The following is a 24,415-nucleotide window of genomic DNA, read 5'->3' as shown; positions in this document are numbered from 1 at the left end:
CTATTTTATTTGCCATTTTGAATCCGGACGGTGCTCACGCAAAACTCGTCGAGTTTTGAACACCCTTCAGGGGGAGCGAAGCGAACCATCCTCACGCACTGCGTGTACGCTCCGGTTATTCCGCGCTGTCCGTATCCAAACCGGCTGCAACAATAAACGCCTCATGGGCAAGTTTTGTTGTACCTGTTTATGAGTGGTCGTTAAAGGCATCCTTAATCCACTCAACCTCATTTCCGGTGAAGGCTAACACATCGAACCGGCAATCCACAGTATCAAAACTCCCATTATGACGTGCGAGCCACAAACAGGCGGTCCGCAGTACTTTGTGCTGCTTGCTGCGGGTTACGCTGGCCGCCGCGCCACCATACAGAGCAGATTGCCGATAACGAACCTCAATGAAGACCGTGGTCTTTCCTTCACGCATTATCAGATCGATTTCGCCGCCTCGCTCACGCACGTTAGCGGCAATAAAACGCAGTCCCTTGCTCTCCAGCCAGCGACGCGCGGTGGTTTCCCACGCGTCTCCGGTCTGTTTGCTTGTTAACTGGCGGGGACGAGCTGTCCTTGCTGGTATTTGAGCCATGATAACTTCCTGTTAATGACGCAATCCTGCGTGGCGGTCAACGCCCCGGTATTTCCATTGATCTCAAAGCCCTGAACCTGGCGCATTTGCGAGAAGTGGTTCGCCAGTGACCAGGCATCAACGCCCATTGCGTACATGCGGGCGAGAGAGTAGTCGTTGCGTACGGCGCTGAGCGCCTGCTGCATCAGCGACGGATTGCCGCCTGCCAGCATCGGAATTTCGCTGTATTGCAGGCCTTCCATCTCCAGACGGAAGTCCGGGCCAGATGTGCCCTGTGCGCTGCGCGAGCTGGCGTACAGCGTGGCGCCGTTCTGACTGCCGTTACGCATGGCAATCATCGGCTTAATGAAGGCGATCTCTTCCGGGGTTGCCAGAATGTACACCGCATCCACACGGCCACCGCCGCCGGTGATTTGCGCATCCGTCGGCGGGGCCGGAATCGTTAGTCCGCCAATGGTGACACCAGGCTGGGAGGGTTCGCTTGCGGCTAACGGGCTGCCGGTCAGCGCAATGCCGGAGCCGCCGTTAACGCCCATCCTCAGTTCAGCCGTAGAGCCAAATTTCTGTTGCAGGACGGTACCACCGCCAAGTTTTTGCCACTCCTGGGCAAAGGCATTTGCGACGCGATCGCCTAACGAACTGCGCGGAATTAACAGCAACGGCGCCTGTTTCCCCTGATCGCGGATATGGCGTGCGGCATCGCGCGCTTCATCTTCCGGTGAGAGCGCGAAGTAGCAGATATTGGCGCGGTTTTGCACCGTTTCTGGCTGGTTCAGCGCCAGTACGTTCAGCGGAGTATTGCTCTTAATCAGCTCCTCAACGTTATTTTTCAACAGCGGACCGACAACGATGCTGGCGCCGTCCTGCTGAACCTGAGTCAGGATCTGGTCCAGCGGCTGTGCCGTGGTGTCGTAAATTTTCAGTTCCGCTGAGGGATTCGCTGGCACACTTGCCGTAGCTGGCTGTGCAGCCGTTGTTTGTGGGGTGTTATTCGGGACAGACTGCTGCGCCTGCTCGTCATCGGTCAAATCGTTCACCGATGCCTGCGCCGGACTGGTAACATCGTCCGCATTTAGTGGCCGATCGGGATCGGTTGGGGTGGCGAGTGCTGCCGCTGGCTGAGCGTCTACCGGCTGCGTACCCCCGTTTTTCGCTGCTTCAAAGCCCTGCTGGATCGTGCGACCGAAAACCGCCGCCTGACCGTTCAGCGGTATCAGCAGGGCGATTTTACCGGTGGAGGCGGGCTTAAAGCTTTGAACGTTAACCAACTGCGTTGGCAGCATTTTGGCCCCCGGATTCTGCGGATAGCGTTTTTGCCAGTCGGCAATTCCCGCTTTCATCATGTCCGGATCGCTACGGTTATCGAACCAGACGCGCTGCAGATCCAGCCATCCCTGCAGGACATTTTCATCCGCATTGATAACCAGCGTCCTGGCCTGCTCCTGGGACATTGACGCCAGCGCCTGCCAGGTGGCGTCGATATTTTTTTGCTTATCGTTGGCAGCGAGCAACGGTTCCTGCGCGATTAATGCACGCAGCAGAGAGAGGGATGGGCGGCCCTGGCTGGCGGTAATGCCTGCCTGCCAGAAACGCGCCTGTTGATTGCTATCCAGCCCGGCGATATCAATTTCGCCGAGCAGCTTTTGCGCACTGGCATAATCTTTCTGCGCGACCTTCAGCTCAGCGGCCAGCAACGACTGTTCGCGACGCTGGGCGTCGTTCAGATTTTGCGGCAGCTGATTGAACAGATCGGCAGCCTGCTGGCTTTTGCCTTCCTTCAGGAGTGCACGAATGGCGAGTAATTGCCAGTTGCTCTTGCTATCATCGGAGCTTTGCTGCATTTGTTGCAGATAAAAGCCGGAATCAGCCTGTGCTGTGCCCTGCATATGGGATGCACTCTGATCGGGCGCCTGGGTGCCACAACCGGCGAAAATCAGTGCTGCCAGAATGACAGGCAGACAGCGCGCGGCTTTCAAACGAGAAAATGTTGAGGGTACCATACTGTATCCAGTGATATTTTTTTTACGCAATGCTCAATATTAAATCGGCAATACGGACGACACAATGAAACAACACGAATCGGCGGATAATTCTCAAGGCCAGCTCTTTATTGTACCTACTCCTATCGGGAATTTGGCTGATATTACCCAACGAGCGCTCGAAGTTTTACAAGCCGTTGATTTAATTGCCGCTGAAGACACTCGCCATACCGGATTATTGTTACAACATTTTGGGATTAACGCCCGTTTATTCGCGCTGCATGACCATAACGAGCAGCAAAAGGCCGAAACGCTGGTGGCGAAGCTGAAGGAAGGGCAGAACATTGCGCTGGTTTCAGACGCCGGAACGCCGCTGATTAACGATCCGGGATACCATCTGGTACGCACCTGTCGGGAAGCGGGAATTCGCGTGGTGCCGTTGCCTGGGCCTTGCGCGGCGATTGCCGCGTTAAGCGCCGCCGGGCTACCTTCAGATCGCTTCTGCTATGAAGGTTTTTTGCCCGCGAAATCGAAAGGGCGTCGTGACGTGCTGAAATCCGTTGAGGCCGAACCGCGCACGCTAATCTTCTATGAATCGACCCACCGCCTGCTTGATAGCCTGGAAGATATGGTCGCCGTCTGGGGCGAATCCCGTTATGTGGTACTGGCGCGCGAGCTGACCAAAACCTGGGAGACGATTTACGGTGCTCCGGTTGGCGAACTGCTGGCGTGGGTGAAAGAGGATGAAAACCGACGCAAAGGCGAGATGGTGCTGATTATTGAAGGACACAAAGCGCAGGAAGCCGATCTCCCCGCCGACGCGTTGCGTACCTTAGCGCTGTTGCAGGCTGAATTGCCGCTGAAAAAGGCCGCCGCGCTGGCGGCTGAAATTCATGGTGTGAAGAAGAACGCGTTATATAAGTATGCGCTGGAGCAGCAGGGGTAATCCCCTGCTATCACGTATTACAGAATACCGAGTGCGGAACAGACAATAGAGAGCACGAAGGTCACACCGATTAACAGTACCGGATGCGCTTTTTTCACCCGTAATAAGTAGTACATCAGCAGCGTGTAGCCCATTGGTAAAATATTGGGAAACACCTTGTCAAAGAAATCTTTCTGTAGCGCCACGCTGTGCGTGCTGTCGATGGCAAAAGAGGTCACGACATCAATATGCACATAAGAGGCAATAAGACCGCCGATGACCGTGATCCCGAGGATTGTCGCCGAGCGGGCGATCCTCTGTGAGTTTTCCCTCACTTTGTCGATCGCTTTGACCCCTACCGAATAACCTATGTGGGTCCAGCCGACGCGAAGGAAAAAGATCATCAGATAGACGGCGAAAAACAGAATGGGGCCGAGTAAGTTTCCCTGGCTGGCGAAAGAGGAACAAATTCCTGCCATAATGGGCAACAAGGTGAACCAGAATATCGCATCGCCAATCCCGGCAATAGGCCCAAACAGCGCGACTTTCAGGCCTTTAATGGTGTCGCGATTTTCTCCTTTCTCTTCCATTGAGATCAGCAAGCCCATCAGAAAACCGACCAGATTCGGGTGAGTGTTAATGAACTCCAGATGATCTTTCATGGCTGCGCTCAGGCTTGGCTTATCATCTTTATAGATTTTTTTCAGAACCGGGAGCATCGCCCAGGTAAAACCTCCCGCCTGCATCCTTTCATAGTTAAAGCTGGCCTGAAGAAGGGACGAGCGAAAGCCCAGACGGGTAATATCTTTTTTGCTGATTTCAGATCCCATTGCTGTAATCCTCTTCATCACTTTTGTTAGCGACAGGCTGGGGTTGCGCCTGCTGTTTAGCTTTGGCATTGAAAAATTCATACACGGCGAAGCCTGCGCCGAGCACGGCAACCGGGAGAAGGTTGTTGACCTGGATGTAGCAAACAAAGAGGAAACCGGCGATCAGGTAAGGGATGTACTGCGCCTTAAACATCACGCGTAGCAGCAGCCCAAAACCGACGGCAGGCAGAATGCCACCCGCGACTTCGAAGCCGTGCGTTAGCCAGGCGGGCATGGCTTTAACCAGCGCCTGCATCGCCCCTTGCGCCAGATACGTACACAGGAAAGCGATAATGGCGTAGGAGCAAGCGACAATCAGCGTAGTCAGCCAGTTCAGACGAGCAAATGCGCGGATATTCGCCTCTTTAGCGCAGTTATCGGCTTTCGCCATAAACAGTGAAAAGGCGGAATAGAAGAACAGAATGACATATTGCATCAGCAGGCTGAACGGCAAGCCAAGGCCGATGGCGGTTTTGGCATCGACGCCGGTGGTCCAGGCGATAACCGTGGTCATTAAGCCTGCCATAATGGGGTTAGGAGGCTGCACGCCTCCCGCGGGCGTCAGACCGGCAAACGCCAGTTCGGTCAGGCCGCCGGTTATTAAACCGATATGAATGTCACCGAGGATGGCGCCGGTGAGCGTACAGACAATAATTGGTCGGAATAAAAACAGGGCTTCCAGCCAAAAATCGATACCCAGAAAGAACACTAATGCAGCCAGGGATATCCCCTGAAGAAGGGTTATTTCATGCATTTTGAGCACCTCAAATAAATAATTCCCTTTACGATAAAAATATTGACCTGTTCTTTATTCCGGGATCTGTTCTTTTTGATCGCCAGGCACATCCTGAATAAACAGATTCACACCGTGGTGTTTAATAAACCGCAGATCCTGAAGATCCCGTTCATCAACATAAACCTTGCTGCTGATCTGTTTTTTACCTTCGGAGAAATGCATGTTGCCGACGTTAACATCGTTTAGCATGATCCCCCCTTCGAGCACTTTTCTGACCGTTTGCGGGGTCCGACAGATCAGAAATATTTTCTGATGCGGGGCAGCTTTGCTGATTACGTTGATTGTTTTTTCTATAGAAAAGAATCGGATACCAAAGCCATAGGTTTCAGCGGTAATGCCCATTAATTTCTGCTGGATCTCATCCTGTGCGACATCATCATCGACGACAACCAGCAGGTTAGCGCCAATCGTGGATGTCCAGGTGACGCCAACCTGACCGTGAACTAATCGGTTATCAATACGGGTTAATAGAATATTTGGACTGCTCATATTTAAAACCTCACCATTAAGAGTCTGGCCCATCAGGCTATTTTACTTGCCATTTTGAACCTGCGCAGTGCTCGAAATCCTCACGTATTACGTGTACGCTCCGGTTTCTCCGCGCTGTCCTTGTTCAAACTACCTGCAACAATAACGCCTGGTGGGCAGGCTCTAAATATTTGAATAAAATAAATTATTGATATATATTATTATCGCAGCATAACATTCATGAATTTATTCAGTGCGATCGACTCAATAATATTTTCTGGCCATTTCCTCAGAGAACGTTACCCGATATTTATCAGGTAACGCTCATAAGTAAAAAGACTGAATTCCGGCTGTTTCTACGCTAAATTATGATCAGCTAAAATTTTGTTTGCCGAACCGCAAACCTGAATTTTGCTCCGTACCACTTCTTTCATCGCATCCATGCCAACGCGCATGTAATAACGCGGATCGTTACCCTGCGGATTTTCGGCGAACCACTTTTTGACCGCGTCGGCAAAGGCGATTTTCAGTTCGGTGGCGACGTTGACTTTGCATACGCCCAGCTCAATGGTGCGGCGAACGTATTCATCAGGCACATCGCTTGCGCCATGCAGCACCAGCGGGATATCAACCACTTCACGAATTTCCGCCAGACGCCGGAAATCGATTTTGGGTTTTTTGGCGTAAAGGCCGTGCGCGGTACCGATAGCCACGGCAAGGCTGTCCACGCCTGTCAGCTCGACAAAGCGTTTGGCTTCCTGCGGATCGGTCAGGAAGGCGCTTTCCGCATCGACGCTCATGTCATCTTCCACCCCGCCCAGACGTCCCAGCTCGGCTTCCACGCTGCAATCGCGAGCGTGACAAAAATCCACTACCGATTTCACCAGCTGCACATTTTCTTCAAATGGGAAGTGGCTGCCGTCAATCATGGCGCTACGCACGCCGGCATTCACCTTACGGCGAATATCCTCCAGTGATTCATGGTGATCGAGGTGCAGCGCCAGCGGCAGACCGAAGTGGGTGGAGTAGGCGCTGCACAGCGCGTAGATCTCTTCCAGCGCGATATGCTTAAAGGTTCCCGGCGTCCCGGCGAGGATCACCGGGGACTGCATTTCGCAGCACACTTCAAGGATCGCCTGGATCGTCTCGGCGTTATGGATGTTGAAGGCAGGTACCGCGTAGCCTTTTGCCTGGGCATCCTGCAGAAGATATTTCGTGGAAATAATGCTCATGATCGGCTCCTCTTAAGCCTGCCAGGGATGAATAACGACGCCCTGCACCACGCGGTTGACCGTTCCGCTGGCAGAGGGGGTATCCGGCGTATTACCGACGCTGATTGACTGTGTGAGCGCAAAAACCTGGGCGTACATCAGGAAGCAGAAAGCCAGTTCCATATCGATGAAATGACGTGCTGGCGGCAGCAGAATATGCGGGCCAGCCTCAATAACCGCATCGCTCTGTGCGGCAATCGCCACCACGCGCATGGCCTGCCGATCGCGACGCAGCTCATCCAGAAGATCGAGATCGTACTGACGGGTGTAAGGGTGGCTGGAGATATACACCACGATCAGCGTTTCGTTATTCACCAGTGATTTTGGACCGTGGCGGAAGCCGGTCGGCGAGTCGTAAAACGCCGCCAGCTTGCCTGCCGTCAGCTCCAGAACTTTCAGCGATGATTCACGTGCCGCACCCTGCAATCCGCCGCTACCGAGGTAAACGATCCGTTGCCAGGCTTCATTGCCAAACACGCCGTGGCTGAAATCGCCGAGTGAGGTCAGGATCGACTGGCAGCGATCGGCCACGTCACGAAACGTCCGGCTGTTAATCACGTCCGGAGCGAAGACCGCCAGGCAGCTGGCCATCATGGTGGTAATACTGCTGGTCATCGCAAATCCACGATCGTGGGTTTCTGCGGGCATCAGCAGGGCAAAAGCGTTGTCGCTCCCGACCGCGTTCTGATACAGGCTGCCCGCTTCGTTGCAGGTGATCGAAAGGTGATAACACTCAGGGACGAACTGATTTGCCAGCTCAACGGCGGCGACGCTCTCCGGGCTGTTACCGGAACGGGCGAAAGAGATCAGCAGCAGCGGATGCGCCGGGTTCAGGTAGTCCATCGGGTTGGTGACCAGATCGGTGGTTGGCACGGCGCTGATGTTTTTTCCGGTGTGGCTGGCAAGCCAGGGGGCAACGATCTCGCCGATAAATGCCGAGGTACCTGCGCCAGTCAGGACGATCCGCAACCCGTCTTTACGCAGTAATGGGGTGAGAAAACCGTCGATCGCGGGGCGAATATTATCGATGTTATTCAGGGCGCGCAGCCAACTGGCTGGCTGTTGACGGATCTCTTTTTCTGTCCAGGTTCCGGTCGTCGCGGCAGCAGGGGTATAGGTTTCTGGCATAACGTAAGTCCTTAGTCTTGTGAATTCCACATCAGACGCTGGCAAAATGTCGCTATCTTTCGTTTCGTTTCACTTGTTCATATGTTCGATTGATTAAAATTTATAGCAAAGAAAACGAAAGTTCAATGATGCAAAATGAAATAAAACGAAATTTGTGAGCAATGAAGGGAAAATGTTTTCTATCTCGTTGATCTGTAGAGAATAGCGTTGCAGGAAGGAAGGTGAGGATTTTCTTAAACGAAAGGAAAAGAAAGGCCTTGCGACGGCTAACCGAAGGCCAGTATGACGCGCAATGAAAGGGCTACAGGGGGAGGGCCTGGCCCTGAATCCAGATCTGCTGTAAATGAAGCCCGCTATCGAGAGCGATGATGTTGGCGCGCTTGCCCGTGCTTAACGATCCCAGCTGACGATCGATCCCCAGCAGGCGAGCCGGATGTAGCGAAGCCATATGGATCGCTTCTTCCGGGGCGATCCCGGTGAGTTCGACCATATTACGCACCGCCGCATCGACCGATAGTGTACTGCCCGCCAGGCCGCCGGCAGCGGTTCGCACGATACCGCCGCGCATCTCCACCTTTTCGCCGCATAACGTGTAGCCCCCGTCGGGCATTCCGGCTGCCTGCATCGCATCGGTGATCAGCACCACCCTGTCTTTTGCACAGCAGCAGCAGAGCTTCATGGCTGCGGGATGAACGTGATGACCGTCGGCGATAAGTTCCAGCCATGCGCGCGGATCGGTTAATCCCGCGCCGACCATCCCCGGCTCCCGATGATGCAAACCGGTCATGCCGTTATAGCAGTGCACTAACCCGTCAGCGCCTGCGTCAAAGGCGGCACGGGTTTGCTCCCAGGACGCCGCGCTATGCCCCAGCATCACCCGCACGTCCTGTTGTTTCAGATGCCTAATCGCCTGTAATGCGCCGGGCTTTTCCGGTGCCAGAGCGACCACGCGCAGGGTATGCCGGGAGATGGCTATCAGCTCATCCAGTTCAGCAAGATTCAGATCCCGGAACAGTTCCGGGGGATGCGCCCCTTTGTTCTGCGGGGTGAAGTACGGGCCTTCCAGATAACTTCCCAACACCTGCGCGCCTGGCCCGCCGGAATAGCAGCGTTGCGCTATGCGTTCCAGCGCGTGGTGAATCGTTTTCAACGGCGCGGTGACGGTGGTGGGGAGCCAGCCGGCGACCCCTTCACGCGCTTTATGCATCGCCAGTTTATCGAGCGCATCCGGTGCGTCGTCCATCACATCAACACCTGCGCCGCCGTGGACGTGCATATCGATATAAGCAGGACACAGCAGCTCGGCATCGCGTGGGGCAACTCCCGCCGGAACAGGCTCTATCGCAGTAATGACGCCATCTTCAATACGCAGTTGGCGATCGTCCAGCCAGCCCTCTTCTGTCAGCAGACGTCTGGCCCGCAGAATTTGCGTCATATCCCTTCCTCAATGGGGTTCTCTTCCCGACAGCGCCCCAGCTCGTCGACCAGACTGGTCAGGCCGCGATGCCCGCACTCCAGTGCCTGCACGCGAAACGCTTCGCTGTTGAGTTCGTCGCGATCCAGCACCATTTCCAGCAGTAGCTGCAGGTTGGTGCCGGTGATCACCTCGCGTCCCGGTTTTTGCATCGCCAGCGTCGACGCAACGCGAAACGGCGTGCCGCCGAGCAAATCGGTCAGAAAGATGAGACCTTCCTCATCGTCCAGCTCTGCAACTGCCTGCTCCAGCTGTGAGGTGAGCAGCGCCGTGGTGGAGGTCTCCGGAAAGTCGATAGCGATAAACTGCGACTGCTCGCCAAGGATCTGCTTCATCGCTTTTTCCATTCCGCTGGCAAATCCACCATGCCCCGTCAAAATAATACCTAACATCTCAGACCTCTTTTGCTTTACAGGAAGTGGCAGAACTTACCGACTACGCCCAGAACCACAGTGATACCGATGAGGCGCAGTGGACTCCAGCCGCGGCGTACCAGCCAGAACATGGTCAGGGTATAGACCAGCGGTAAAAACGCGGGCATCAGCTTGTCGATAACGTCAGCCTGGAGTTTGACGACCGCATCACCGGCTTTGATTTCGAGCGTGGTGTTCAGGCGGACATAGGTTGCCACCAGCGCGCCAATAACCGTCATCCCGATGACAGACGCCGCGTGACCGACCTTTTTGGTGTTGGCTTTAATCAGCGGAATGGCCGCGACGCCCATGCGATACGCATAGTGCGCAAGGCCAAAACGCAGCCCGAGATGCACCACGTTAAACAGCACAATAAAGACCACTGCACCCAGGATAGAGCCTTGCAGCGCCAGACTGGCCCCGATGCCGCCGCAAATGGGGAGTAGCGTCAGCCAGAACATGGCATCACCAATCCCGCCGAGCGGGGCGCCCACGGCAATTTTGGTGCTCTGAATGCTGTTTACATCCTGCTTGGAGCGCTCCATTGCCAGAATGATGCCGACAACAAACGTCACCAGGAACGGGTGAGTGTTGAAGAAGCCCATATGGCCTTTCATGGCGCGCGCCAGATCGCGTTTGTTGGTATGGATCTTTTTCAGCGCGGGCAGCAGACCGTACAGCCAGCCGGATGCCTGCATACGTTCGTAGTTAAACGAAGCCTGCAACAGCATGGAACGCCAGGCCACGCGGTTGATATCCTTTTTGGTTAGCTCTGCGCCAATACGCTGATCTTCATAGACGTTTTCGTTCACGCCGGTGAGCAGCGTTTCTTCATTGTCGGACACATTCGGCAGAGTCTGTTGATTAGATGCCATCTTCGAATTCCTCTTTTTGTGCCGCAGGTTGAGTGGGTTCCGGAGATTTACGCAGCAGGTCGATCAGCGCCATTGCCAGCGCAGCGGCGGCAATAGCCAGCACCGGAAGCTTGAGCCAGGCTGCGGCCACAAAACCGATAATGAAATAAGGGATGTAGACGTTTTTCATCATGATCTTCAGCAGCACGGCGAAGCCGATCGCTGGCATGATGCCGCCCGCGACGCCCAGACCGTCGATCAGACGTTCCGGCAGGACATCAATCGCGGTTTTCGCGTGTTCAGCGCCGAAGTAGATCGGCAGGAACGCGCACAGAAAATAGAAGGTACCGAGCGCCAGTAGCGCCAGATAGTTGACCCGTTCAATACCGTTGGTATCGGCGTTGGCCGCCATGCGATCGCAGCGGGACATCACGCCGGACATGACGGAGAACAGGAAGGTAATGCCCATTTGCACTGCGACGGCAAACGGGACGGCGACGCCCACGGCGACATCAGGCTTCACGCCCGTGCTGATGGCAAAGGCGGTGCCGACAATGGTGCCGATAATGACGTTCGGCGGCTGTGCGCCCGCCAGCGGCGCCAGCCCCATCCAGACCAGCTCTAACGTACCGCCGGTCAAAATACCGGTGTGTAAGTCGCCCAGAATCAGACCGACCAGCGGTCCGAGCACCACCGGGCGGTGCATGTGTGTTAACCCGTTAAACATATCCAGGCCTGCGATAAAGGCGAGAATGCCCAACGCAAATGCCTGCAACAGACTGATTTCCATTATGAATCCCTCAGAGCAGTTTAAAGAGATCCAAAGCAGGTTCTGTCGGAACGCCCTGAACGAAGCATTCCACCCCGGCGGCCTTCAGGCCGTTAAACGCACTGATATCGTTCGCGTCGACAGAAACCGTTTTGGCAATTTGTTGTTTACCTTCGGCGAAGTGCATGTTTCCTACGTTAATGCGCGTGACGGGAACGCCGCCTTCAACCAGCCTGAGGAAATCGGCCGGCGTTCTGCATACCAGTAAAATTTTCTGCCGGTCTGCGGCGCGGTGGATGTTGTCGATCACTTTTTGTAGCGACCAGAAGCGCACGGCAATCCCTTCTGCCAGCACCATCTCCATCAGGTTCTGCTGGACGGTGTCTTCCGCCACTTCATCGTTGGCGACCAGCACCAGATTTGCCCCCGCAAATCCGACCCACTGCACGCCGACCTGACCGTGAATGAGCCTTTCGTCGATGCGGCTTAATACAATGTTTGGCATAGCGTTTTCCTCTTTTTTAATTATGCATTTTGAGTTCTCAGGCCTTCGCAGGCGGCGTGGTACTGCTGAAGTATGTCCTGAATGTGGTCGATGATGAGCGCCCGCGGCGTTGACTTGAGAGCCCCCTCGCGAACTTTGCTGTACTGCAACGGCAGATACTGGCTGATCAGCGGCAGCGGGACTGGTTCGTCTGCCAGGTTGCGTACCAGTCGCGCAAAGGCGTCATCAATCTGGCTGTCCGGCCAGTAATAGCGCACGCGGTCAGAGTAGCTATAGCCGCGCGCGAGGCGGCGTGCGTTGCCATCGCCGTGGTAGTGGCTTTGCCAGTATTCCGGGCGATCGAGCATCACGTTTTCCAGCACCTGGCGCAGGCCGGAGCTGGCTTTGGCTGGCAGTAACTCCTCTTCAATGGCGGCCAGTGAGAACAGCGCTTCGCGCAGGGCGAAAGTCAGGGCCGGGCCGACTTTCAGGATGGCGAAGTGATCTCTGACTAACTGACGCAGGGACTGCGGAGTCTGGTAATCCGTGGAGTGCGCTTCAAATACCAGCGTGTCATAGGCTTCAACCATTTTGCTCAGGGCGACGGCTTTCTGCGGCTGATAATCAATGATGTGAGTGTGGTCAAATTCAACGCCGGGTTGCACGACCAGCGCGATGATGCGAGGCCAGATGGCGCTTACACCTTGTTTTTCAAAGGCATGGCGGTGCGCTTCCAGCGTGGCGCGGGCCGCATCGGGCGTGGTGATCGCCAGCCCGGTTAACGTCTCATGAGCGCCGCCAGGCACTGGCACTTCGGTGCCAATGACGTAGACGAGATCCGCTTCGCCAAACTGTGCCACGCAGGTTTCTTCGGCAATTTTCGCCAGACGTGCGGCGCGTCCGGCGACGATGGTGTCGGTTAATGGAACCGGATCGCCCTGACAGGACATGCTGCAATCAAGGTGGATCTTTTTAAATCCGGCGGTCACGTAGCTTTTGATCAAATCGTCCGCATTGGCCATGGCCTGCGCAGCGGGCAGATGCTGCCAGCGGTTAGGACCCAGATGGTCCCCGCCCAGAATCAGTTGCTCCTGGGGAAAATCAAGCGTGTCGGCGAGTTGACAGACGAAGCGGCGAAAATCGGCGGGGGTCATACCGGTATAGCCGCCAAACTGGTCAACCTGATTCGACGTTGCCTCAATCAGCAGCGGTGTGCGGTTGGCGTGGGCGTAGCGTATTGCCGATTCCAGTACCAGTGGATGTGCGGAACAAACGGCATAAATCCCGATTGCTTCGCCGCGTTTATGCTGCTCAACCCTATTGATCAGATGTTTCACTTTCCTCTCCAGATCAGATAATCGTGATGCCAATCTTTCGTTTTGTTTCATTTGATACTGCATCATGGTCTTGTAAAAATAAAACGAAAGATAATAGTTTTCCGATCTGTTTCACAAAAGAAACGTAATGAAAGTGTTTTATGGTGAATTCAGGGGCTGCGGCCCGCATTATGGGACTTGCATTCCGACAAAAGAAAGGCGTTAATAGACAAAACGAAATGAAACGAAAGAATTAATCAAAGGATTTCTTATGAGCAACACCGACCCTTCTGCAGATAAGCGGGTGTCCGGAACCAGCGAAAGACGCGAGCAGATCATCCAGCGGTTGCGTCAGCAGGGAAGCGTGCAGGTGAACGATCTCTCGGGGTTGTTCGGCGTTTCCACGGTGACGATCCGTAACGATCTGGCGTTCCTGGAAAAGCAGGGGATCGCCGTTCGGGCATACGGTGGCGCATTAATTTGCGACAGTAATACACCAGGCGTGGAACCTTCTGTTGAAGACAAAAGCGCGCTGAATACGGCGGTGAAACGGCGTATCGCCAGCGCCGCCGTCGAGCTTATCAAATCGGGACATCGCGTGATTCTCGATTCCGGCACCACGACGTATGAGATTGCCCGTCTGCTGCGTCAGCATACCGATGTGATTGCCATGACCAACGGTATGAACGTTGCCAATGCGTTGCTGGAGGCGGAAGGCGTTGAGTTGCTCATGACCGGCGGGCATCTGCGCCGTCAGTCGCAGTCATTTTATGGCGATCAGGCGGAGCAATCTTTACAGAATTATCACTTCGACATGCTATTTCTCGGCGTCGATGCGATTGATTTAGAGCGCGGCGTCAGTACGCATAATGAGGACGAAGCCAGGCTGAATCGTCGGATGTGTGAAGTGGCGGAGCGGATAATCGTGGTCACCGATTCCAGCAAATTTAACCGCTCAAGCCTGCACAAAATCATTGATACTCAGCGCATTCATACCATCATCGTCGATGAAGGTATTCCGGAAGAGAGCCTGAAAGAGTTACATCGGAGTGGCGTTGAGGTGGTTATTGTGTGAATGCTCATCGGGTAAGGCTGGCCGGGGCCAGCGCAAGCGCTGTTCAAAGCCACTGCGCCTTTTTGTCCCGCGACTCGAATTATTGAGAGTATAAGTAATTCAACAATATGATTTTGTTCTGAATAAAAAGAAAAAGTCAGCGGGTTTTATCACGAACCCGCTTTCGTTATTGAGACAGGGAAAATCAGGTCACCGGCGCCGGGTTAAACACGGCCAGCTGATTATGCAAACCCCATTGGTCTGAGAAGGTTTTCTTACGCCCGCTGGCGACCTCCAGAATAAATTCAAACAGCTTCAGACCCACGTCTTCAATCGTCTCTTCCCCGGTCGCAATGGTTCCGGCGTTGATATCCATTAAGTCATACCAGCGGTTGGCCAGCTCGGTACGCGTTGCCATCTTAATAACCGGTACTGCCATCAGACCATACGGTGTGCCGCGACCGGTGGTAAACACCTGTACCGTGATCCCGGAAGCTACCTGCTGGGTGCCGCAAACAAAATCGCTGGCTGGCGTGGCGGCGTAAATCAGCCCACGCTTCGTGGGGCGCTGACCCGGAGAAAGTACTTCAACAATGGCGCTCTTCCCGGATTTAGCGATGGAACCCAATGCTTTTTCCACCACATTCGCCAGACCACCTTTCTTGTTGCCTGGAGAAGGGTTGGCGCTGCGATCGGTTTTCCCCATGTCGAGATAGTTATCGTACCAGGCCATCTCTTCCAGCAGACGTTTCCCCACCTCTTCGTTTACGGTGCGTGGCGTGAGGAGATGGATGGCATCGCGGACTTCGGTGACTTCCGAGAACATCACGGTTGCCCCGCAGCGCACTAACAGATCTGAGGCATAACCGACAGCCGGATTAGCCGTGACGCCAGAAAACGCGTCGCTGCCGCCGCACTGCATGCCGACCACCAGTTCAGACGCCGGGCATGTCTCACGCTGGCGCTGATTGAGTTTTTCCAGATGACGTTTGGCAACCTGCAGAATGTCATCAACCATCGATTTAAAACCAACGTGTTTTTCGTCCTGCAGGCTCACAATGCTGGCGCTGTCCACCGGAATACTCTGCACATCTGCCGTGCCCTCCAGCAGGCGTTCCGGCTGAAGTTTCTCGCAGCCGAGGCCGATGACCATGACTTCACCGCCAAAGTTCGGATTCAGCGAAATGTTATGAATGGTGCGAATCGGGACAACGGCCGCCGGGGCGTTGATCGCCACGCCGCAGCCGTACAGGTGGTTCAGACCTACCACGCCGTCCACGTTCGGGTATTCAGGCAGCAGATCTCGCTCAATGATTTTCACCACATAATCCACCACGCCCGCCACGCAGTGCACGCTGGTGGTGATGCCAAGCAGGTTCTTGGTGCCAACGCTGCCGTCAGCGTTACGATAGCCTTCAAAGGTATAACCTTCCAGCGGTGGTAGTGGCTCAGGTACGCGGGTCGCCAGCGGCAGCGTGTTCAGCGGCGGCGCTTTCGGCAGTTCAACCATGGACTCGTCAATCCAGCTGCCGCGCGGAATGTCGCGAACGGCATAGCCGATTACTTCACCGTAACGGATGATTTCTCCGTGAACGGGAATTTCGACCAGCGCCACTTTATGGCCCTGGGGAATATGTTCAATTAACTCCAGTCCATCCGGGAAACGGGTCCCGGCTTTCAGACCATTGTCATTAACAATAATCGCCACATTATCGGTGTCGTGTACTTTAATATAAAACGCCGTTGGCGATTCTTGTCTTATTTCGATGTCGGCCATTGTTCAGTATTCTCCAGGCGGGGATGATATTAAGATCCTGGCCCATAGGCTATTTTACTTGCCATTTGAACCTGGGCAATGCTCGCCATCCTCACGTACTCCGTGTACGCTCCGGCTGCTGCGGGCTGTCCGTGTTCAAACTGCCTGCGCCAATTACGCCAGGTGGGTCAGTCTCTAATTTATCTAATTATAAAAATAGTGAATTCATGCAGTGAAATAAGAATGTCAGGAGATGAAAAACAAGAATGTGATCAAGATCACTCCTTGTCATGAAGGCCCGTCCACAGGGGCGGTTAAAGCGTAAATATGTGCATCAACGCCCAGTATTATGTGCATATGCCTGAAATGAAGTTGAAAATAAATTTCTTTAATGAGCATCCGCACAATGCCTGATGACTTCAGGCTGATTATACTGAATCACGAAATTATGACATCTTATCCGTTATTTTTTAATAACGAACATTCTGTTTTTTATGCTGTAAATAATAACAAGAATATTATTTTCTGGTGCCTGAGGTAAATAAAATGATACTGGATACGGTTGAAGAGAAAACAAAGGGTACGCATACTCGATATTTAATATTGCTGATCATTTTTATTGTGACAGCCGTTAACTATGCGGATCGGGCGACGCTATCCATCGCCGGTACTGAAGTGGCAAAAGAGCTACAGCTAAGCGCCGTTTCAATGGGTTATATCTTTTCCGCCTTCGGCTGGGCCTATTTGCTGATGCAAATCCCCGGTGGCTGGCTGCTCGATAAGTTTGGTTCGAAGAAAGTCTACACTTATAGCCTCTTCTTCTGGTCATTGTTCACCTTCCTGCAGGGCTTTGTCGATATGTTCCCGCTGGCCTGGGCGGGTGTCTCGATGTTCTGTATGCGCTTTATGCTGGGCTTTTCAGAAGCGCCTTCCTTCCCGGCTAACGCCCGTATTGTGGCGGCCTGGTTTCCAACCAAAGAGCGCGGCACTGCATCGGCAATCTTTAACTCAGCCCAGTACTTCTCTTTGGCGCTGTTCTCGCCGTTACTGGGCTGGTTAACCTTCGCCTGGGGTTGGGAGCATGTGTTTACCGTTATGGGCGTGATTGGTTTTGTGCTGACCGGCCTGTGGGTGAAATTGATTCATAACCCGACCGATCACCCACGTATGTCCGCTGAAGAGCTGAAGTTCATTTCTGAGAACGGCGCGGTGGTCGATATGGACCATAAAAAACCGGGGAGTACAGCAGCCAGTGGGCCAAAACTTCACTACATCAAGCAGCTGTTGACCAACCGCATGATGCTGGGCGTGTTCTTCGGACAGTATTTTATCAACACCATCACCTGGTTCTTTCTGACCTGGTTTCCCATTTACCTGGTACAGGAAAAGGGGATGTCAATTCTGAAGGTAGGTCTGGTGGCTTCGATCCCGGCGCTGTGCGGTTTTGCTGGCGGAGTACTGGGTGGGGTGTTCTCTGATTTTCTGATTAAGCGTGGTTATTCCATCACGCTGGCGCGTAAGCTGCCCATTGTGGTGGGGATGCTGCTGGCGTCGACCATTATTCTGTGTAACTACACCGATAACACCGTGCTGGTGGTGGCGCTGATGGCGCTGGCGTTCTTTGGTAAAGGTTTTGGCGCCCTGGGTTGGCCGGTGATTTCTGATACTGCGCCGAAAGAGATTGTTGGGCTGTGTGGTGGCGTGTTTAACGTCTTCGGTAACGTGGCTTCGATTGTGACTCCGCTGGTCATTGGGTATCTGGTTAGTGAGCTTCACTCTTTCAATGCGGCACTGATCTTTGTGGGTTGTTCGGCGCTGATGGCGATGGTGTGCTACCTCTTCGTGGTCGGTGACATCAAACGTATGGAATTGCAGAAATAAGCAAAGGTATAAGTGATGAATAACGATATTTTCCCGAATAAATTTAAAGCTGCGCTGGCAGCGAAACAGGTTCAGATTGGCTGCTGGTCTGCGCTGGCAAGCCCCATCAGTACGGAGGTGTTAGGCCTGGCGGGGTTCGACTGGCTGGTGCTGGATGGCGAACATGCGCCGAACGACGTCTCTACCTTTATCCCGCAGCTGATGGCGCTCAAAGGCAGCGCCAGCGCGCCGGTAGTGCGTGTGCCGACCAACGAGCCGGTCATTATCAAGCGTCTGCTGGATATCGGTTTCTATAACTTCCTGATCCCGTTTGTTGAAACACAAGAAGAGGCGATGAACGCGGTCGCCTCAACGCGCTATCCGCCGGAAGGTATTCGCGGAGTTTCTGTCTCCCATCGCGCCAACATGTTTGGCACCGTGCCGGATTATTTCGCCCAGTCGAACAAGAACATCACCATTATCGTGCAGATCGAAAGCCAGCAGGGCGTCGACAATGTTGATGCGATTGCCGCGACCGACGGTGTGGATGGGATATTCGTCGGCCCGAGCGACCTGGCTGCGGCATTAGGCCATCTGGGGAATGCGTCACATCCTGACGTACAGAAAGCCATTGGACACATCTTTGCCAGGGCGAAAGCGCACGGTAAACCCTGCGGGATTCTGGCACCGGTTGAGGCCGATGCGCGCCGTTACCTGGAGTGGGGCGCAACGTTCGTCGCCGTAGGCAGCGATCTGGGCGTGTTCCGTTCCGCCACGCTGAAGCTGGCTGATTCCTTTAAAAAATAACCACCATCGAAAAAAGAGAGAGATCGTTATGACTATGAAAGTTGGTTTTATTGGCCTGGGCATCATGGGTAAACCAATGAGTAAAAACCTCCTGAAAGCAGGCTACTCGCTGGTGGTTTCTGACCGTAACCCTGAAGCGATTGCTGACGTTATTGCTGCAGGCGCAGAAACCGCGACCACGGCGAAGGCGATTGCCGGGCAGTGTGATGTCATCATCACAATGTTGCCGAACTCCCCGCATGTTAAAGAGGTCGCGCTGGGCGAAGGCGGCATTATTGAAGGCGCGAAACCGGGCACGGTGCTGATCGACATGAGCTCCATTGCTCCGTTGGCAAGCCGTGAAATCAGCGAAGCGCTGAAAGCGAAAGGCATTGATATGCTGGACGCGCCGGTCAGCGGTGGCGAACCCAAAGCGATTGACGGGACGCTGTCGGTGATGGTTGGCGGCGATAAGGCAATTTTTGACAAGTACTACGATCTGCTAAAAGCGATGGCAGGCTCCGTGGTTCATACCGGTGACATTGGCGCGGGCAACGTGACTAAGCTGGCGAACCAGGTGATTGTAGCGCTGAACATTGCCGCAATGTCTGAAGCGCTGACCCTGGCAACCAAAGCCGGTGTTAATCCGGATTTGGTCTATCAGGCGATTCGTGGCGGCCTGGCGGGCAGCACCGTGCTGGATGCGAAAGCGCCGATGGTGATGGATCGGAACTTCAAGCCTGGTTTCCGTATCGACCTGCATATCAAAGATCTGGCGAATGCGCTGGACACCTCTCACGGTGTAGGCGCGCAGCTGCCGCTGACCGCGGCGGTAATGGAGATGATGCAGGCGTTGCGTGCAGATGGGCTAGGTACGGCCGATCATAGCGCGCTTGCTTGCTACTACGAAAAACTGGCGAAAGTAGAAGTCACTCGTTAATGACGTCCTGCCCGGATGGCGTATAGCGGTCCGGGCCGGGATTCCATGCCGGATAAGTAAAGTGCCATCCGGCGTTGTGCAGTAACAGGCTATCACTATGAAAATCGTAATTGCCCCAGACTCTTATAAAGAAAGCCTTTCTGCCACCGAGGTTGCTCGGGCGATAGAAAAAGGATTTCGGGAAATCTTCCCCGATGCTCAATATGTTTCTGTTCCGGTCGCTGATGGCGGTGAGGGGACGGTTGAAGCAATGATTGCCGCCACGCAGGGGACTGAATATACCGCTCTGGTTACCGGACCGTTAGGGGAAAAAGTGAATGCCACCTGGGGCATGTCTGGGGATGGTAAAACTGCTTTTATTGAAATGGCGGCAGCCAGCGGCCTGGCACTCGTTCCCCCTGAAAAACGTAACCCATTGGTAACGACTTCGCGCGGTACCGGGGAACTCATTTTGCAGGCGCTGGAAAGCGGGGCGAGAAGCATTATTATCGGCATTGGCGGCAGTGCGACCAATGACGGTGGAGCGGGCATGATGCAGGCGCTGGGAGCCAGACTTAGTGATGCAAACGGAGCTGAGATCGGTTACGGGGGCGGCAGTCTGAGCGGCCTGAACGCGATAGATATCTCTGGTCTGGATCCGCGTCTGAAGGGCTGCTCTATTCGTGTTGCCTGTGATGTCACTAACCCGCTGGTCGGTGAAAAAGGCGCATCGCGCATCTTTGGGCCTCAGAAGGGGGCGACAGAAGCGTTGATTGTGGAGCTGGACAGCAACCTTGCTCACTATGCCGATGTGATTAAAAAATCACTGCGGGTGGATGTGAGAGATGTCCCCGGCGCTGGCGCGGCGGGGGGGATGGGGGCGGCGTTAATGGCGTTTCTCAATGCCGAATTGCGCAGCGGAATTGAGATTGTTACCACCGCGCTGAATCTGGAAGAACATATTCATGACTGCACGCTGGTGGTTACCGGCGAAGGGCGTATCGACAGTCAGAGTATTCATGGCAAAGTACCGGTCGGCGTGGCGAGCGTTGCGAAAAAATACCATAAGCCGGTGATTGGTATTGCCGGCAGCCTGACGCGCGATGTGGGCGTGGTGCATCAGTATGGTATTGATGCGGTATTCAGCGTGTTGACCAGCATTGGTACGCTGGAGGAGGCCTTCCGGGGGGCATTTGATAATATTTATCGGGCATCACGGAACATTGCGGCAACGCTGGCGGTTGGAATGCGCAGTGCAGGGTGACAAAGGCGCGCGAACCCTCTATACTTCGCGCCGAAGCTGACCAGACAGTCGCCGCTTCGTCGTCGTCCTTTTCGGGGGAGACGGGCGGAGGGGAGGAAAGTCCGGGCTCCATAGGGCAGGGTGCCAGGTAACGCCTGGGGGGGAAACCCACGACCAGTGCAACAGAGAGCAAACCGCCGATGGCCCACGCAAGTGGGATCAGGTAAGGGTGAAAGGGTGCGGTAAGAGCGCACCGCGCGGCTGGTAACAGTCCGTGGCACGGTAAACTCCACCCGGAGCAAGGCCAAATAGGGGTTCATAAGGTACGGCCCGTACTGAACCCGGGTAGGCTGCTTGAGCCAGTGAGCGATTGCTGGCCTAGATGAATGACTGTCCACGACAGAACCCGGCTTATCGGTCAGCTTCAACTTCTTCTAAAACAATACGTTGGTGTATCTCAGGTGCTCAAAAGCATAAACGGGATACACCAACGGTTGCAACATCCCTCATACGCTCTGCCGCAACGACATTTACTATGTCTACTTTCACCTTTCTAAACACCAGTTTTTTCGCTGTTCTTTGGGTACTGATAGCCCTCGTCGTTGCCGGTTTATCATTTCTCGTCTTAGCCCGTAAATATCGCTCTTCAGACTGGGTAGGATAGGGCGCGCATATGCTCCCTATTTGTGAGACCATCGGATACTTTCCCGTATCAAATACCCGAAATACACGCAAAAAAAAGCCCCGCATATAGCGAGGCTATTATAAAAATTAGCGAGAGGGGGTCTAACCCACGAAAGCGTTTCGACGCTGGAATCTGTCGGAAATCTGGTTTTTTCTGACAAGTTTGCCGTCAAACTGTTTCTCTATACGTTCCTTTATCCGTCTCAGCCGAAGATTGATATGCCCTTCACTTGATACTTTCGCACCAGTGATAGCCATGATTGCCCTAGCTGCAAGGAACTCCTCGTCGTAGTCATCACATGCGTAGATTAAAGTTTCCAGACTCCTTGGCTCAACGAAGGCAAAAACATCTCTGTGTAGAGCTGAGCTGGTTTTCTTAATCTCTTCTTTTTCATTAAGAATTTCGATTATCTTTTTTAATTTTGGTGTTTTGACATCTTCAGGATTGATCTGGCACGCCTCGTCATACGTAGCCGACAGAACTTTCACTTTATTCATTAATCCAATGATTTCATAGCTATATGGCAATGCCTTTACTTTACCCAATGTACCTGGCACCCATTTAGCTTCGCCATCATCGGCGTATCCTTCTTGCACATCGACTTTCAGCTCCCAGTTTTTAGTTCTCTGAGCGCTTTCGATAAAAATAAGGACCGCATTTGGAAAATGCTTGTGAACTTGGTCGAGTTTTACTCGGGTATCAATGATTTCTTGTCGCAAGCAGGACAGCTCATCACCGATGCTCATTTTATTTTTTCTGTACTCTTCCAACTTATACAAGGCGATCTTTCTATCAATTTCTTTTCGAACACGCTTTCGTTCGAGTGCAAATGATTTATCCGCTTTGAAATAGTTACGGGCACAGTGACCGCCGATTAGAACTTCTTGCCCATCATTGGTTACCCCTAACCAGCCGCTTCTATGCTTTTGATGGCAAATTCCTTTGTGGCCTTTGACTTGGCAAATGACATCTTCATCCAATCGGTACTCACCAACTAGCGTTTTGAAGTTTTCAGGACTGATTTCACATTCAGAGGAGAAGCGCGGACGCTTTTCAATATCGAAGAAACTGGAAAAAAACTCAGACTGTTCAGCCATTTACCCACCTTAGTTATTAATAACCTGTTTTAGTGTCCAGCCTGTACAAATATACAACTCAATAACCATCTGATCAATGATGTTTTTATATGCAAAACGAATTTAAATAAACATCTCAGTAAGACAATGGTAAGTAATTCAAGCATATGATATTTAATGTTTTATTCTGCAATTCAGGCTGTTTATCTTTAAGTATTCCAATTACGCTTAATCGTTGGCAGACTCAAATCTAGTTCAAGCGCCGCTTACCTAATGTACCAACTACTTGCTCCCAAGTTTGCGTGGTAGCATGTGCCTGCCACGCTGAACTGAGGTGCATCATCAATGAACAATCCCCACCGTTTTATGAGCGGCGATGAAGATAAGACTGAAGAAATAATAAACACCGTTCTTCGCTTCGGAATAAAGGAAGAAATGCTTACCAGAATTAGCGGATTGATGATTTTGCAGCTTTACGGTTCTTTCATGTCCAGAAGCGAAAACCCGTTCATTATTGTTGATGAAATTTCTTGCCTGGAGGGCAATCCCTTACGAGGTGAAAGCAGAACCAAACCACCGACAATGTTTAACCGAAAACCTTATCTTCGGGGACTATGGCATAAGCACTATCACGGTGCTGGTGTAGATGTTATGGCCCGGAATATACAAATTGCACTGAAAAATTACGGTTTACCTCGATTAGAAGCAGAGGTTGAAAAAGTCATGAAATCAGGTGAGGAACGGTATTTTACAGCTGAAGATGCAGCTCTGATCGCCCATGAGGCTGTAAGGGAAAATTGGTTGCGGCGTTCCAACGAACAGAAAATCACTGGGCACTGGATTATCTATGCTATCCATGAAGGTAAAAATTACTATCTGAGCCTTGGTCGGCATACCGATGATGAAGCAGAGCTTAGGCGACAAATCGAAACCGCTTGTCTTTATCAATTCCCTTTTTTGTCAGAAATACTTTGCCCTCTCACGTAATGAGTTTGTAGATTGTTCACTACAGCCATCAGCCCTACCTTGCAGATATTTGCTAAAGATCCGCTGGTTGGGATGCAAGCGATGTAAGCCAGCTAGGCCGTGCTGAGAATACGGCTGTGATATTTTTCGACTATTGCCCTGTCATCACGCCGACTCTGCCAGTGGTACACCGTTCGGCTCTGCATCAACAGTCCGCATCCCCGGCGAACGCTGATACGGTAAGCCTCCCGCAGAAAATGCACCGCCTGGCGCTTCTGAGCCGGCCTCAGAACTTTTGCTTCAGTACCTCCTGCAGCATCTCCTTGTCCAGACTCAGATCGGCGACCAGTTTCTTGAGCCGCTGATTTTCATCCTCCAGCTGGCGCAGACGACGCAGCTCCGTCACGCCCAGCCCGGCAAATTTCTTCTTCCAGTTATAAAAAGTGGCTTCAGAAATCCCCATCTTTCTGCATACTTCCCCGACGCGGGTGCCAGTTTCGGCCTGTTTCAGGGCAAATGCTATCTGTTCTTCGGTATAACGGGTCTTTTTCATGGCTGGATGGCCTCTTTGTCAGGCGAAAGAAAGACCGGATACTCCAGTTTAGCCTGGTACTGTTTTCAGGGAGGAGATCAAACTTCATCATATCGAAGAGATCAGAAATGGTGGTGCAGTTTATGACGTAGATAATTTGGGTGTCACTACACCAAAGCAGCACATCGAAATTCATCAAGGAAAATAAA

22 protein-coding genes, 1 other RNA gene and 2 pseudogenes are annotated in these 24,415 nt (G+C 53.1%); 9 read left to right on the top strand and 16 right to left on the bottom strand.

Annotation, left to right across the window (positions count from 1 at the left end):
* Nucleotides 1-187 precede the first annotated feature (187 nt).
* Both C3432_RS24060 and C3432_RS24055 read right to left on the bottom strand, forming a co-directional pair.
* Nucleotides 188-583: a YraN family protein gene (locus C3432_RS24060; RefSeq protein WP_103779665.1), complete on the bottom strand. Its 396-nt coding sequence runs from the start codon at nt 581-583 to the stop codon at nt 188-190.
* Nucleotides 541-2,583, bottom strand: a complete 2,043-nt coding sequence (locus tag C3432_RS24055; protein ID WP_103779662.1) for a penicillin-binding protein activator — start codon at nt 2,581-2,583, stop codon at nt 541-543. Before C3432_RS24055 ends, C3432_RS24060 begins: the two co-directional genes overlap by 43 nt.
* Before the next feature lie 64 nt (nt 2,584-2,647).
* On the opposite strand from C3432_RS24055, the gene rsmI reads away from it, so the two are divergent.
* Nucleotides 2,648-3,508 carry a 16S rRNA (cytidine(1402)-2'-O)-methyltransferase gene (gene rsmI / locus C3432_RS24045; RefSeq protein WP_103779660.1) on the top strand — a complete coding sequence of 287 codons (861 nt, stop codon included), beginning with the start codon at nt 2,648-2,650 and terminating at the stop codon, nt 3,506-3,508.
* A gap of 17 nt (nt 3,509-3,525) precedes the next feature.
* Here the strand turns inward: rsmI and agaD are convergent, their stop codons facing one another.
* The 11 genes from agaD to kbaZ all read right to left on the bottom strand — a co-directional run bounded on the left by agaD (nt 3,526) and on the right by kbaZ (nt 13,350).
* Nucleotides 3,526-4,317: a PTS galactosamine transporter subunit IID gene (gene agaD, locus C3432_RS24040; protein WP_103779658.1), complete on the bottom strand. Its 792-nt coding sequence runs from the start codon at nt 4,315-4,317 to the stop codon at nt 3,526-3,528.
* Nucleotides 4,307-5,110, bottom strand: a complete 804-nt coding sequence (agaC, locus tag C3432_RS24035; protein ID WP_103779656.1) for a PTS galactosamine transporter subunit IIC — start codon at nt 5,108-5,110, stop codon at nt 4,307-4,309. The genes agaD and agaC overlap by 11 nt, the downstream gene beginning before the upstream one ends.
* A 54-nt stretch (nt 5,111-5,164) precedes the next feature.
* Nucleotides 5,165-5,641 (bottom strand): PTS galactosamine transporter subunit IIB, encoded by a 477-nt coding sequence (gene agaB, locus C3432_RS24030; RefSeq protein ID WP_103779654.1) that lies wholly within the window; start codon nt 5,639-5,641, stop codon nt 5,165-5,167.
* Between the two features lie 335 nt (nt 5,642-5,976).
* On the bottom strand, nt 5,977-6,852 hold the full coding sequence (gene kbaY, locus C3432_RS24020) for a tagatose-bisphosphate aldolase subunit KbaY (RefSeq protein ID WP_103779650.1): 876 nt from the start codon (nt 6,850-6,852) through the stop codon (nt 5,977-5,979).
* Between the two features lie 12 nt (nt 6,853-6,864).
* Nucleotides 6,865-8,019: an SIS domain-containing protein gene (locus tag C3432_RS24015; protein ID WP_103779648.1), complete on the bottom strand. Its 1,155-nt coding sequence runs from the start codon at nt 8,017-8,019 to the stop codon at nt 6,865-6,867.
* A gap of 301 nt (nt 8,020-8,320) precedes the next feature.
* Nucleotides 8,321-9,454: an N-acetylglucosamine-6-phosphate deacetylase gene (gene nagA, locus C3432_RS24010; RefSeq protein ID WP_103779646.1), complete on the bottom strand. Its 1,134-nt coding sequence runs from the start codon at nt 9,452-9,454 to the stop codon at nt 8,321-8,323.
* On the bottom strand, nt 9,451-9,885 hold the full coding sequence (gene agaF / locus C3432_RS24005) for a PTS galactosamine/N-acetylgalactosamine transporter subunit IIA (RefSeq protein WP_103779644.1): 435 nt from the start codon (nt 9,883-9,885) through the stop codon (nt 9,451-9,453). The genes nagA and agaF overlap by 4 nt, the downstream gene beginning before the upstream one ends.
* Nucleotides 9,886-9,902: 17 nt before the next feature.
* On the bottom strand, nt 9,903-10,781 hold the full coding sequence (agaE, locus tag C3432_RS24000; RefSeq protein ID WP_103779642.1) for a PTS N-acetylgalactosamine transporter subunit IID: 879 nt from the start codon (nt 10,779-10,781) through the stop codon (nt 9,903-9,905).
* Nucleotides 10,771-11,550, bottom strand: coding sequence for a PTS N-acetylgalactosamine transporter subunit IIC (gene agaW / locus C3432_RS23995; protein ID WP_103779640.1), 780 nt, complete (start codon nt 11,548-11,550; stop codon nt 10,771-10,773). Before agaW ends, agaE begins: the two co-directional genes overlap by 11 nt.
* 10 nt (nt 11,551-11,560) lie before the next feature.
* Nucleotides 11,561-12,034 (bottom strand): PTS N-acetylgalactosamine transporter subunit IIB, encoded by a 474-nt coding sequence (gene agaV, locus C3432_RS23990; RefSeq protein ID WP_103779638.1) that lies wholly within the window; start codon nt 12,032-12,034, stop codon nt 11,561-11,563.
* A gap of 20 nt (nt 12,035-12,054) precedes the next feature.
* The gene (gene kbaZ / locus C3432_RS23985) at nt 12,055-13,350 is read right to left on the bottom strand and encodes a tagatose-bisphosphate aldolase subunit KbaZ (protein WP_181012976.1); all 1,296 of its coding nucleotides are present in this window, start codon (nt 13,348-13,350) and stop codon (nt 12,055-12,057) included.
* Between the two features lie 250 nt (nt 13,351-13,600).
* On the opposite strand from kbaZ, the gene C3432_RS23980 reads away from it, so the two are divergent.
* Nucleotides 13,601-14,404, top strand: coding sequence for a DeoR family transcriptional regulator (locus C3432_RS23980; protein WP_103779634.1), 804 nt, complete (start codon nt 13,601-13,603; stop codon nt 14,402-14,404).
* 184 nt (nt 14,405-14,588) lie between these two features.
* Here the strand turns inward: C3432_RS23980 and garD are convergent, their stop codons facing one another.
* Nucleotides 14,589-16,160: a galactarate dehydratase gene (gene garD, locus C3432_RS23975; RefSeq protein ID WP_103779632.1), complete on the bottom strand. Its 1,572-nt coding sequence runs from the start codon at nt 16,158-16,160 to the stop codon at nt 14,589-14,591.
* A 525-nt stretch (nt 16,161-16,685) separates the two neighbouring features.
* Here garD and garP point away from each other — a divergent pair.
* From garP to rnpB, 5 genes are all read left to right on the top strand, one after another.
* Nucleotides 16,686-18,020, top strand: a complete 1,335-nt coding sequence (gene garP, locus C3432_RS23965; RefSeq protein ID WP_103779628.1) for a galactarate/glucarate/glycerate transporter GarP — start codon at nt 16,686-16,688, stop codon at nt 18,018-18,020.
* Between the two features lie 15 nt (nt 18,021-18,035).
* The gene (garL, locus tag C3432_RS23960; protein WP_103779626.1) at nt 18,036-18,806 is read left to right on the top strand and encodes a 2-dehydro-3-deoxyglucarate aldolase; all 771 of its coding nucleotides are present in this window, start codon (nt 18,036-18,038) and stop codon (nt 18,804-18,806) included.
* Between the two features lie 28 nt (nt 18,807-18,834).
* Nucleotides 18,835-19,725, top strand: a complete 891-nt coding sequence (gene garR, locus C3432_RS23955; RefSeq protein WP_103779624.1) for a 2-hydroxy-3-oxopropionate reductase — start codon at nt 18,835-18,837, stop codon at nt 19,723-19,725.
* Nucleotides 19,726-19,822: 97 nt separating this feature from the next.
* Nucleotides 19,823-20,968, top strand: a complete 1,146-nt coding sequence (gene garK / locus C3432_RS23950) for a glycerate 2-kinase (protein WP_103779622.1) — start codon at nt 19,823-19,825, stop codon at nt 20,966-20,968.
* A gap of 32 nt (nt 20,969-21,000) precedes the next feature.
* Nucleotides 21,001-21,377: RNase P RNA component class A (rnpB, locus tag C3432_RS23945), an RNA gene on the top strand.
* 356 nt (nt 21,378-21,733) lie between these two features.
* On the opposite strand, the gene C3432_RS23940 is transcribed toward rnpB, so the two are convergent.
* Nucleotides 21,734-22,729, bottom strand: a complete 996-nt coding sequence (locus tag C3432_RS23940; RefSeq protein WP_103779620.1) for a hypothetical protein — start codon at nt 22,727-22,729, stop codon at nt 21,734-21,736.
* A gap of 324 nt (nt 22,730-23,053) precedes the next feature.
* Here C3432_RS23940 and C3432_RS23935 point away from each other — a divergent pair, with 324 nt between their 5' ends.
* Nucleotides 23,054-23,695 (top strand): hypothetical protein, encoded by a 642-nt coding sequence (locus tag C3432_RS23935; protein ID WP_103779618.1) that lies wholly within the window; start codon nt 23,054-23,056, stop codon nt 23,693-23,695.
* Between the two features lie 122 nt (nt 23,696-23,817).
* On the opposite strand, the pseudogene C3432_RS23930 reads toward C3432_RS23935, so the two are convergent.
* Nucleotides 23,818-24,227 (bottom strand): annotated as a pseudogene (locus tag C3432_RS23930) (transposase); the annotation flags it as partial.
* A 100-nt stretch (nt 24,228-24,327) separates the two neighbouring features.
* Between C3432_RS23930 and C3432_RS28485 the strand changes: the two are divergent.
* Nucleotides 24,328-24,414, top strand: a pseudogene (locus C3432_RS28485) (HNH endonuclease signature motif containing protein); the annotation flags it as partial.
* Nucleotide 24,415 lies beyond the last annotated feature (1 nt).

The organism is Citrobacter amalonaticus (assembly GCF_002918555.1).
Lineage (GTDB): Bacteria > Pseudomonadota > Gammaproteobacteria > Enterobacterales > Enterobacteriaceae > Citrobacter_C > Citrobacter_C amalonaticus_A.
The sequence above is the reverse complement of the archived record's forward strand: the minus strand, read 5'-3'. Positions and strand labels throughout refer to the sequence as shown.